Source organism: Ruegeria sp. AB5, assembly GCF_056542645.1.
The window spans coordinates 137,601-149,082 of record NZ_JBQGAE010000010.1; the positions used below are offsets into that span (position 1 = coordinate 137,601).

Here is an 11,482-nt window from a genome sequence, read left to right on the forward strand (position 1 = left end):
AGAAAGGGTTTGCATAGTACTTGCTAAGTTACGTTGACGTTCAGGCTGCCCAGCTTGTCAACGGCCAAGACCATAACATCCCCTCGGTTGACGGGACCAACACCAGAAGGTGTCCCCGAAAGGATAACGTCACCGGCCGCAAGCTCGAAGTAGTCGCTCAGGTAAGAGATCATCTCGGGGACTTTCCAAATCATCTGGTTCAAGTCGCCTTCTTGCCGAACATCACCATTCACGGTCAGAGTAATCGGACCTCTGTCGAGATGCCCGACCTCTGATGCCTTGTGAATTGGTCCGCATGGCGCCGAACGCTCAAACGCTTTCCCAATTTCCCACGGACGACCCATTTTTTTCATCTGTCCTTGCAGGTCGCGACGGGTCATATCAAGCGAAAGGCCGTACCCAAAGACATGATCCAATGCATCGTCCACCGAAATATGCGTGCCGCCGGACTTGAGCGCGACGTACATTTCAGCTTCGTGATGCACATCAGAACTGTGCGGAGGGTATGGGAATTCCCCTGAAGGGTCCAAATTGTTCGGGTTCTTTTGAAAGAAGAATGGAGGTTCCCGGTTCGGGTCATGGCCCATCTCGATAGCGTGCGCCGCGTAGTTGCGCCCAATGCAGTAAACGCGACGAACTGGGAATGTGCCGCCTCCCGCTACGGGTATAGTATGCACCTGCGGCGCGGGAATGACATGATCGGACATCGCTTTCCTCCAGAACATTTGGTTGCCAAAGATCGGAGATCCAAACCGTCAGACATCTTCCGATCAATGCCACGCCCCATAGAAACGAGCGTGGCCGCTTACCAAGTCATCGCCAAAGTCTACGCTAGTTTGCAAGGGTTGTGGCTTCCATCTAGCCCGACCATTTCCAGAATTGGTTGTGCATTTGTGCTGCATCAACCGTCCGACTGGATGCTCGTGGGTAGTACACGCGAATAAACGGATTTCAGGTGATCCACCATGGCACTGGCCGCAAGTTCAGCGTCGCCCTTTGCTATGGCAGATACGATCACATCATGCTCCCGAAAACTGGAGTAGTCCTCGGCTGGCTTTAGGGTTTCCCGAGGCTGCCCCCAAACAATGGATCTTCGGACCGAATTCAAAGTCTCAAAAAAATACAAAAAAAGCTGGTTACGAGTAGAGCGAGCTATAGCGTAATGCAAATTGTTGTCCCAGGCTTCGTATGTGCGCCAATCCTCTGCGGTACGGCACTTGTCCGCGCAGAGCCTCATTTGCTCTCGATCAGAACGAGTGGAATGGAGCGCCGCCAGACGGCTAAGCTGCGGCTCGATCGTAAACCGTACTGAAACTACCTGTTCAGGTTTAATTTGATTGCCTAGATAAGTGACGTCTGTGAGGTTTAGAACCGGCCTCGAACCGACGAAAGTTCCTCGACCGACATGGCGCCAGATGAGCCCCTGCGCCTCAAGCTCTGCCAATGCTCTTCGCAATTGATTGCGGGTTGTCCCAAGCTTCGAACAGAGTTCGCGTTCAGGAGGGAGCCTGTCGTTATGCCTGTATCCGGCATTGTTAATCAGGTCGCGTACGCGGTGCGCGAGTTCGGTTGGTGCGCTCATATCTCCACCCAATTTGGTGATTGGTTGATTGATTGAAACGCCAAGTCGGAAAAAACTCAAGGGCAAGAGGAAAGCAAGAAACGAGTCGCAGGACAGGGTCCGTGACCAAAGCTTGACATAAGCACGAGGGAGGAGTGCCGAGTGCGGTTAGCAACTGTTTCCGTAGAAGGCCACGCCGTTTGCGTGGCAATACTTGAAGATGGCAGCAAGTTGCACATTTTGCGCGCAGCGCAAATGATTGGCAAAACGCTGAACGCCGGTTCAATGCAGCAATTGATCGCGGGTGGAGAAGATACGCTTGGAGTTTTGAGATCCCTCGTTTCATCGGCTGAAGCAGGTAGTCTAAAGGACGCACTGGTTTGGGATGACGCGCCGTTTCTGGCGCCAATTCCCAGTCCGAGTAAGAACGTGTTTTGTGTAGGGCGCAATTACGCTGAACACATTGCCGAGGGCGAACGGGCACAAAATCAAAAAATTGGTGTAACAGAGCATCCGGTTTTCTTCACAAAACCGCCGACCTCGATTGTGGCACCAGAGGCAAACATTCTGATTTTCCCATCGGTCTCACAAGCCATCGACTACGAAGTGGAACTGGCAGTTGTGATTGGAAAACCGGGGCGAAACATAGCCAAGGCTGACGCATACGACCACGTATACGGCTATACGATCCTCAACGACATCACCGCACGCGACATCCAACGCCGACATGGTGGGCAGTATTTCAAAGGCAAAGGTTTAGATGGGTCTTGCCCATTGGGTCCCTGGATTGTGACTGCTGATGCGGTCAGCGATCCGCAGTCTTTGTCAATTGGAATAACCGTCAACGGCGAGCAGCGCCAAAACGGAACTACGTCGGACATGATTTTCGACATTCCGACGCTGATCGCATCCCTATCAGAAGGCCTGACCCTTGAGCCGGGCGACGTACTCGCGACCGGCACGCCGTCTGGCGTCGGATACGCAATGGACCCACCTCAATTCCTGAAAGATGGGGACACGGTGGTTTGTGAAATTTCAGAAATTGGCACGCTCAGGAATACCGTGCGCGCCGTGTAAGTGGCTCCTGCATCTCTGAAGCTGCTGGAAGCCAACCATGCAAGGGAGGAAGACTAAAATGATGAACAGAAGGACTTTCACAGCGTCCTTGCTTTCGGCAGTTCCGGTAGCGGGAGCAATGGGAACGAAAGGTTTTGCGCAGGATTTGCGTAAGATCACTTTTGTGCAGCCGAGCCCATCGGCGATCAACTCATTTCCTGTTTTTGTCGCCATTGGAGAAGGTTACTTCGCAGACGAAGGTTTGGACGTGACCGTCGAGGCGATCAACGGTTCGGGAGCCGTGCTTCAGGCTTTGTCTGCAGGGCAAGCGCATTTCGGTCGCCCCGGACCTGGTCCCCTAATCGCAGCGCGATCGCGGGATGTGGACGCAGTACATATCTACAACGTTGCGGCACGCAGCAACTTCGGCATCGCCGTGCCAGAAGACTCTGACATCCAAAGTGTTGAAGAGCTTCGAGGTAAAGTTATCGGAACAGGTACGGCTGATGGCGCCGAAGTCGGCTTTGCGCGCAATGTGATGACCGGAGCAGGCATGAAAGAGGGTGAAGACTTCACTTTCCTGACCGTCGGCGACGGTGGCCCGGCAACTGCGGCTTTCCTGAACGGTGAAATCGACGCGTATTCTGCTTCTACTGCTGACACGGCAATTCTGAACCAGCGCGGAATGGCAGTGCGCGACATTACGCCGGCAGAATTTGGGCGTTTCTTCGGGAACGGCATCGCCACTATGGCTGACACAATCGCCAATGATCGGGAACTGGTCGAGGCCTGGAGCCGCGCATTCGCTCGTGGCCATGCCTTTGCGCTCGATGATGCCAACCGCGAAGCCGTGTTGAAGCACCTGGCTGACGGCAATCCGCAGGAAGGCGAAGACAAGGAGTTCCAGTCGGCACTGTTCGATGCCGTGCGTTCAAAAACCATAGCGGCGGATCCAAGCAATGGTCTGGGATGGTATCCCGCCGAAGTCTGGCAAGAATGGCAAGACGCGCTGGTCGCAGGCGGCGAAATTCCGGGACCACTTGATGACCTGAGCGCTGCGTGGACCAATGAGTTTGCTGCCATTGGCAACGAGGCTGTCAGTAAATGAACGCTGAAGTCACCCATGAGTTTTCCGGCGCGCCCTTGGGCACGCCGGTTTATGAGTTGACCCATCTGAGCAAGACCTATGCACGCAATCTTGTGGTTGCGCTTGAGGACATAAACCTGACGTTACGGAAGGGAAGTTTCACTTCTGTCATTGGGTCTAGCGGGTGCGGCAAGTCAACTCTGCTCAAGATCATGGCGGGTCTGATTCCACCCACCAAAGGGCGTGTGATCCTACAAGGCCTTCCAGTGACAGGGCCCCGTCGAGATATTGGAATGATGTTCCAGCAGGCGACACTATTTCCCTGGAAAACAGCAGTGGAAAACATCGTATTGCCAATTGAGATCCGCGACGGCAAGGCAGCCGCCAAGCAAGCAATGGGCAAAGCTCACGAACTCTTGGACGTCGTGGGTTTAAAGGGTTTCGAAAACGTATACCCGAACGAATTGTCGGGCGGCATGGCTCAGCGCGCCTCAATTTGCCGTATGCTGATCACTGAACCAGCCGTGCTTTTGTTGGACGAACCATTCAGTGCGCTGGACGAGCTGTCGCGCGACATGATGAACATGGAACTACAGCGGATCTGCCATGAACAGGATGCGACTGCTTTTCTTGTTACGCACTCTATTCAGGAAGCCGTGATTTTGTCCGACGAAATTGTCGTGTTGAAACCACGCCCGGGCAGGATTGCCGAAATCGTGAAGGTCGACCTGCCGCGTCCACGTACGTTGGATATGATGACCACGCCCAAGTTTGGCGCTATCGTAGACTACATTCGCAGCCTCCTGGATAAGGGAGAAGAAATGTGAGCGACGTTCATAACTACTCACCTTCCCTAAAAAACGCCGACACCGCAGAAGACACGGTATGGGAACAAAAAGTTCACTTTATCGACTCGGTCCCACGCTGGCTGGCGATGACCTTTGTCTTCGTAGTTTTCGTAGGCACTTGGCAAATTGTGACGAGCCTTGGGCTGGTTTCCCCAATTATTCTACCTACGCCGTTAGAAACCCTGAAAGATATGATCTTCGTGGGACAAAATCTGTTGACTGGCGGTTATATGCTTGGAGCGCTGTGGATCACAATCAAAGAAGTTATCTATGGTTTTGCGCTGGCAATCGCGATCGGTTTTTCGCTGGGCGTATTGGTGGGGGAGACGGCATTTGGTGAAAAGGCGGTGATGCCTTACCTGGTGGCCATAGATACCATGCCAAAGGTGGCATTTGCCCCACTCTTTGTAGCTTGGTTAGGCTTTGGCATTGAATCGAAGGTCGCGCTGGCCGCCTTTATCGCGACATTTCCGATCGTTGTTGGTACTGCGGCCGGGCTTCACGCAGCCGACGAAAACGCGCGCATGCTTTTCAAGACGATGGGCGCAAGTCGGATGCAGACGTTGATCAAGATGAAACTGCCGACTGGCCTGCCGCAAATTTTTACCGGCCTCAAGATTGGAGCAGTCGGCGTAATGGCTGGTGCGATTACAGGAGAATTCCTGGGTGGTGGCAAGGGATTTGGCGAACTTATCCGTGTTGCGGCCTCGCAGCTCAACACGCCGCGCGTTTTTTCGTTGATCCTGTATCTCAGCCTTGTCGGTCTGGTGGTATTTGCGTCGGTGGTTTGGACACAGCGTAAATTGGTGTTCTGGCACAAGGAACAGGTGGGAAGAGATGACTTCTGAGCCTGTGAAAATAGACTGCCTCGCCCTGCGTGAATTTGTGGCGGCCGCACTCGAAACTCAAGGCGTGCCAAAATCAGATGCGGACAAGGTGGCATCGACGATGGTTGAGGCCGACATTTATGGTTACGGCACACACGGTGTATTTCGCCTGCGCCAGTACCTAGCGCGGCTGGCGGGCGGCGGCTCTAATCCTACGCCAAAGGTCACTGTAGAACATGAGACTGTCGCAACCGCTTTGATCGACGGAGATGACGGCCTTGGACATTTGGCTATGTCGGCGGCGCGCGATCTTGCAATTGAAAAGGCAAAAGCGGCCGGAATCGGATGGGTCGGTGTTCGGCGCGGCAACCATGCAGGACCACTCGCACTTTATGTGCGCCCGCAGGCCGAGGCTGGGTTGCTTGGCATGGCCGCAGCGGTGGGCAGTGCGAACCACGTTCCGCCCTATGGCGGAAGCGACCTGCTTCTTGGCACCAATCCCATCGCTTTCTCTGCGCCTGCCGATGGCCCCGATCCATTCGTATTTGATATGGCGACGACTGTTGCCGCGATGGGCAAGATCAAGACCCTGTTGCAGCAAGGTAAGCCTATGCCGGAGGGTTGGATGGTCGGGCGCGATGGAAACCCATTGACGGACCCTGCCCGCAAGTCTGAAGGATTTCTTTTGCCGATAGGCGGTCCAAAAGGCTTCGGTCTTTCCGTGGCCATCGGGTTGATGGCCGGGGTGCTGAATGGTGCGGCATTCGGCTCAGACGTGGTCAACTTCACCTCAGACACGACCTCATCCACAAACACAGGGCAATTCGTAATGGCGCTTAATCCGGCAGCGTTTGGGATGGAAAAAGACTTTGCTTCCAATGCGGCCCGCGTCTTTTCCGAAATGCGCGCATCAGCCCCACTGCCCGGTCATGACCCGGTGCGCTTGCCCGGAGACGGCAAAACGGCCGCAGCTGAAGCCCGTCGTAAAGACGGTGTAAGGCTTAACCCCGCTCTTTGTCGTGATCTCAACAAACTAGCCCTGGACTGTGGGCTGACACCCCCATTTCCAAGTCTCAACACTGACTAGCGGCCGATCCAGGAAAAGTTTGTAAGCGCTTTGGAACAGAAGTCAGCGAAACGCCTCATCCTCAGCCTCAAGCGCTTTCACAAGTGCCGAAAGCTTGTTCATCATGTGTAGCTTCATGGTTTTGCCAAGCCCATCCGCATCGCGAGCCTTAAGCAACTCCATCATAGCTTCATGTTCGCGAATTGCCTGCGCCCAGCGTTCGTCTGACAGATTGGCCACAAAACGTGCTCGGCGGACCCGCGCCGCCAACAGCTTGTGGTGGGTTTCAAGAATGTCGTTTCGCGCGCCACGTATCAGTGCCTGATGGATGTCCTGATTGGCTTTAAAATAGGCCTGCCGATCACGTGACCTATAGGCTTTCAACATATCGGCGTGTCGACGTTCAATCTGTTTAATTTCCGTGGAGTTCATGCTCTGACACGACAACTCACCTGCCAGTTGCTCAAGCGTCGCAAGAACTGGAAACGTATTCTCCAATTCCTCTCGCGTGACACTGGCAACTCGCGCACCTCGGTTGGCTTGGAGTACCACAAAGCCTTCTGATGCAAGCACCTTTAGGGCTTCCCGCAATGGTGTCCTTGAGACCCCCAACGAGTCGCAGAGCTGTTTCTCGGGCACTTTCTCTCCCGGCTTCAGAACATCTTCGACAATCAGGTTGCGCAGACGTTCGACCAGTTCTTCATGTAGTGTTGTGCGCTTGATGCCATCCGTTAGATTCATAACCACGTCCTAATCATCAAGTACCATTTCCAGCAAGCGAGCGACATGCATGGGCTGCCGTCGGGTACCCTCAGTGATTTGGTGCCGACATGATGTCCCATCTGCCACAACAATTGCATTCACTGGTGCCGCGTCCAAAGCTGGAAATAGGTCTAGCTTTGCCATCTCGATCGAGACATCGACAGTTTCCGGGGCATATCCAAACGCCCCAGCCATACCACAACAACTGCTTTCGATCATGTTAACCTGCGCCTCAGGAATACGTTCCAGGAGGTTGAGCATAGGCGTGACGACGTCATGTGCCTTTTGATGACAATGTCCATGGACGTAGATCGGTCGATCTATCGGCTTCAAAGGCAAGCTCGGCTGTTCGACCAGAAACTCCTCAATTGTATGTGTGGCCTTCGCCAACATCTCCGTTTGCGGTCCCGGGCAAAGAGCCAAATACTCGTCCCGGAAAGTGAGGATAGAGGAAGGTTCAAGTCCGACGACAGGTATGCCTTTGGCAACCATATCTCGTGTCGCATCAATCACGCGCTGAGCCTCGTGTCGCGCTTCTTCCACACAACCCGCAGCCAACAAGGTACGCCCGCAATCCAACGCTCTTTTAGTGTGGTCATCCCGTGCTACGGCGACACGCAGTCCCAGCGCACGCAGAACCCGGACCGCGGCGCGCAGATTGTCAGGCTCGAAATAACGGTTGAATACATCTGTAAACAGAAGAACCTGCGGATCCCTATCTTGGGCCTCGTCATCTCGGAACGGAACGGAAGACCATTCTGGAAGATCACGTCGCGCGGCAATACCGGTCGGGCTTTCCAACAGCTTACGCAAGGGTCCAATTTTGTTTCGAATATTCATAAGCCACGCGACTTTTGCAGCTTTTGGCGCATATCTGGGCAGGTAAGCTATCAATTTATCTGCCAATGTCAGCCCATCTTTTTTACGTTTCGCTGACAGTACTTCGATCTTCATTTGCGCCATGTCGACACCAGTCGGGCACTCCCGAGCGCACGCCTTACAGGATACGCAATACTTCATCGCGTCCAACATTGCATCGGATTCTAAACCGCCCGGCAACTGCCCGCTGATCACGAAACGTAAAGTGTTTGCACGCCCACGCGTGGAATCACGCTCGTTTCGGGTGGCACGGAAGGAAGGGCACATAACTCCGCCCTTGAGCTTGCGGCACGCACCGTTGTTATTGCACATCTCAACGGCACCCTGAAATCCTCCTCCGGTACCCGGCCAAGCTGACCAATCCAGCGCTGTTTCGAAATCCGGGACTGAATAGTCCTGGCTATAGCGGAATAGACGGCGATCATCCATTGAAGGCGCATGCACAATCTTTCCAGGATTGAGCATCCCGATTGGGTCAAACCGGTTCTTAACCTCTTCAAAGGCGGAAATAATACGCTGACCGAACATCTTTTCATGAAATTCGGAACGTACCATCCCGTCACCGTGTTCACCTGAATGAGAGCCCTTGTATCGCGTAACCAGATCAAATGTTTCTTCGGCAATCGCCCGCATTGTGCTGACGTCTTTGTCCTGCCGCATATTCAGGACAGGACGAACATGTAGGCACCCTACGGAGGCATGCGCGTACCATGTTCCCTTGGTGCCATGCCGGTCGAATATTTCGTTTAGGCCCGCGGTGTAGTCGGCGAGGTCGGACAACGGAACAGCGCAATCTTCAACGAAGGATATCGGCTTGCCTGCCTCCTTCATCGACATCATGACATTCAAGCCGGATTTCCGGTACTCGGCGATAGAATTCTGCAGCTTGGCGTCTGTAATTGAAACAACTCCACCCCACCGGTTTTTCGTTCCGGTAAAAGACAAGCCGAGATCTCCGATTAGTTGGGAAAGCTTAACCAGTTTTGCGGCATTGTCCTCAGCGTTGCCCTCGGCGAATTCCACTAGTAGCAGGGCTTCGGGATTGCCTTTGACAAAGGCCTCTATAGTGTCGCGAAACAATGGGATATCGCGCCCCAACGCGATCATTGTCTCGTCGATCAATTCTACCGCCTGCGGATTGAGCGTCACGATGTGCTGGGTGGCCTCCATTGCAGCACGAAAGGTCGAAAAATGACACACGCCGGTAACTTTCTCACCCGGTAACTGTGCCAAATTCAATTCCAATTCAGTGAAATAAGCCAGCGTGCCTTCTGACCCCACCAACAAATGGGACATGTTGATGTCGTTACCGACGAGCGCGTCGATATTGTACCCGCCCACACGGCGCTGGACCTTGGGAAAACGGGCGTCAATTTCAGACGCCTCACGACGCCCAAGTGCGCGCATGTCGCCAACAAGATCCGCATAATCGCTAGATCCGGGCGTTTCAGCGCTGAACCGCGCTTCGCTTCCGTCAACCAGAATTGCGTTTATTGCACGGACGTTATCTCGCATGATCCCGTACCGCAGAGACTTTCCGCCTGAAGAATTGTTTGCTGCCATCCCCCCAAGAGTGCAACGAGACGCTGTTGAGGGGTCCACGGGAAACCAAAGGCCATGCTTCTTCAACGCTTCGTTCAATTGATCCAACACAACACCTGGCTGAACGCGCGCAATACGTTTCTCAACGTCTATGTCTAGAATACGATTCAAGTTTTTTGTGTTGTCCAGCACAACACCCTGATTGACCGTTTGCCCGCATTGCGATGTGCCGCCACCGCGAGGAAGGACCGAAAATCCTTCGTCCCGCGCGACAGACATCACCGCTTTCACATCTTCTGTGGATCGGGGGATCACAACAGCGTCAGGTATCATCTGATAGATTGAGGCATCGGTCGAGTATCGCGCAAGCGACGCCGGATCTGACATCACCTCTCCCCGCACATCAGACAACAGTCGGCGGTATAACGATCCATTCTTTACCATCAGGTTCGCCTTCCCTTCCCAGTAAGCCCAATTAGAGGCTCCACTTGCCCATTGACTGAATAATGAATTCATAATTAACTTTTGCAACGGTAAATAGCACCACTCTTTTGGCACCAGCATAAGGATCATTTCAAATGCGTCAGGCGGGCAGGCACTTTTTGCAGATTCCAGGGCCAAGTGCTGTGCCAGAGCGCATCCTGAAGGCCATCAGCACGCAGACCATTGATCACCGGGGGCCCGATTTTGCTGAAGTAGGGAACAAGGCCCTCAGTGGGATAAAAACCATTTTCAAGACAAAGCAGAACGTCTTTATTTACCCCTCATCCGGCACCGGTGCATGGGAAGCAGCACTTGTGAACAGTGTTTCGCCAGGCGAAAAAGTTCTCATGTTCGAAACAGGACATTTCGCCTTCATGTGGTGCAACTTGGCAGGAAAACTGGGATTGCGGCCAGAACTGATTGAAGGAGATTGGCGTGGCGGTGCGGATCCAAATCAGATCGAAGACCGCCTGCGCGAAGATAGTCAGCACGAGATCAAGGCGGTATGCGTCGTTCACAATGAAACTTCTACCGGGTCAGTCTCGTCGATTGAGGAAGTGCGCAGAGCTATAGATGCGGCAAAGCACCCTGCGCTCCTCATTGTTGACTCCATTTCTGGCCTAGGGTCGATCGATTTTAGGTTCGACGACTGGGGCGTTGACGTCTGTGTCTCTGGTTCGCAAAAAGGACTGATGCTACCGCCTGGTCTGAGCTTTAACGCTGTAAGCGACCGTGCACTGGAACATTCGAAATCCGTGGGTATGCCACGAAGTTATTGGGATTGGCGTAACATGATCGAACCCAACCAGAAAGGGTTCTTCCCTTATACGCCCGGCACCAATCTCCTCTATGGATTAAATGAGGCCATCGATATGTTGCACGAAGAGGGGCTGGAGAATGTGTTCGCCCGGCATACCCGCCACGGCGCCGCGACTCGGGCCGCAGTGCAAGCATGGGGACTTGAGGTATTGTGTGCTCGCCAAGGTCAGCAGTCGGGCGTACTGACCGCTGTTAAAGTGCCTGAAGGACATTCTGCTGATGTCTTTCGCGCGACTACGCTGGAGCACTATGATATCTCACTTGGAAATGGCCTGTCCAAGGTGGCCGACAAAGTATTTCGAATAGGTCATTTGGGCGACTTCAACGACCTGATGTTGATGGCCACACTCTCAGGCGTAGAAATGGGGCTGGCCAAAAGCAGGATGCCTCACAACGCAGGCGGCACCCAAGCCGCCTTGGAACGCCTCAAGGCTGCTTAAAGCAGGACTGAGTGTCCAAAAAAACCAACCACGACCCTTTGATCTGACTGCCTCACCCTTCGAACTGCCAACTCATCAGGAGCTTCACCATGACCCGCATGACGGCAAAAGA

The 11,482-nt window shown here is 53.8% G+C and carries 10 protein-coding genes; 6 read left to right on the forward strand and 4 right to left on the reverse strand.

The genetic code is table 11. The features are described 5' to 3' along the window. Nucleotides 1–23: 23 nt before the first annotated feature. Nucleotides 24–707: a fumarylacetoacetate hydrolase family protein gene (locus ACR0L4_RS16690; RefSeq protein ID WP_170753469.1), complete on the reverse strand. Its 684-nt coding sequence runs from the start codon at nucleotides 705–707 to the stop codon at nucleotides 24–26. 194 nt (nucleotides 708–901) lie between these two features. Beyond that, nucleotides 902–1,582 carry a FadR/GntR family transcriptional regulator gene (locus ACR0L4_RS16695; protein WP_170753470.1) on the reverse strand — a complete coding sequence of 227 codons (681 nt, stop codon included), beginning with the start codon at nucleotides 1,580–1,582 and terminating at the stop codon, nucleotides 902–904. Between the two features lie 141 nt (nucleotides 1,583–1,723). On the opposite strand from ACR0L4_RS16695, the gene ACR0L4_RS16700 reads away from it, so the two are divergent. The 5 genes from ACR0L4_RS16700 to ACR0L4_RS16720 all read left to right on the forward strand — a co-directional run bounded on the left by ACR0L4_RS16700 (nucleotide 1,724) and on the right by ACR0L4_RS16720 (nucleotide 6,466). Then, nucleotides 1,724–2,638: a fumarylacetoacetate hydrolase family protein gene (locus tag ACR0L4_RS16700; protein ID WP_480514258.1), complete on the forward strand. Its 915-nt coding sequence runs from the start codon at nucleotides 1,724–1,726 to the stop codon at nucleotides 2,636–2,638. Between the two features lie 118 nt (nucleotides 2,639–2,756). Then, entirely contained in the window at nucleotides 2,757–3,725 is a 969-nt protein-coding gene (locus ACR0L4_RS16705; RefSeq protein ID WP_480514259.1) for an ABC transporter substrate-binding protein, read from the forward strand. Then, complete coding sequence (locus tag ACR0L4_RS16710; protein ID WP_170753476.1) at nucleotides 3,722–4,531, forward strand: ABC transporter ATP-binding protein; 810 nt, start codon at nucleotides 3,722–3,724, stop codon at nucleotides 4,529–4,531. Before ACR0L4_RS16705 ends, ACR0L4_RS16710 begins: the two co-directional genes overlap by 4 nt. Next, nucleotides 4,528–5,400 carry an ABC transporter permease gene (locus ACR0L4_RS16715; RefSeq protein WP_170753478.1) on the forward strand — a complete coding sequence of 291 codons (873 nt, stop codon included), beginning with the start codon at nucleotides 4,528–4,530 and terminating at the stop codon, nucleotides 5,398–5,400. Before ACR0L4_RS16710 ends, ACR0L4_RS16715 begins: the two co-directional genes overlap by 4 nt. Continuing rightward, the gene (locus tag ACR0L4_RS16720; protein ID WP_480514260.1) at nucleotides 5,390–6,466 is read left to right on the forward strand and encodes an Ldh family oxidoreductase; all 1,077 of its coding nucleotides are present in this window, start codon (nucleotides 5,390–5,392) and stop codon (nucleotides 6,464–6,466) included. Before ACR0L4_RS16715 ends, ACR0L4_RS16720 begins: the two co-directional genes overlap by 11 nt. A gap of 42 nt (nucleotides 6,467–6,508) precedes the next feature. On the opposite strand, the gene ACR0L4_RS16725 is transcribed toward ACR0L4_RS16720, so the two are convergent. Both ACR0L4_RS16725 and ACR0L4_RS16730 read right to left on the reverse strand, forming a co-directional pair. Next, nucleotides 6,509–7,186 carry a GntR family transcriptional regulator gene (locus tag ACR0L4_RS16725; RefSeq protein WP_170467812.1) on the reverse strand — a complete coding sequence of 226 codons (678 nt, stop codon included), beginning with the start codon at nucleotides 7,184–7,186 and terminating at the stop codon, nucleotides 6,509–6,511. Nucleotides 7,187–7,195: 9 nt separating this feature from the next. After that, the gene (locus ACR0L4_RS16730; protein WP_480514261.1) at nucleotides 7,196–10,201 is read right to left on the reverse strand and encodes an FAD-binding and (Fe-S)-binding domain-containing protein; all 3,006 of its coding nucleotides are present in this window, start codon (nucleotides 10,199–10,201) and stop codon (nucleotides 7,196–7,198) included. Nucleotides 10,202–10,206: 5 nt separating this feature from the next. On the opposite strand from ACR0L4_RS16730, the gene ACR0L4_RS16735 reads away from it, so the two are divergent. After that, nucleotides 10,207–11,370, forward strand: coding sequence for an aminotransferase class V-fold PLP-dependent enzyme (locus tag ACR0L4_RS16735; RefSeq protein ID WP_170753484.1), 1,164 nt, complete (start codon nucleotides 10,207–10,209; stop codon nucleotides 11,368–11,370). The last annotated feature ends 112 nt before the right edge of the window (nucleotides 11,371–11,482 follow it).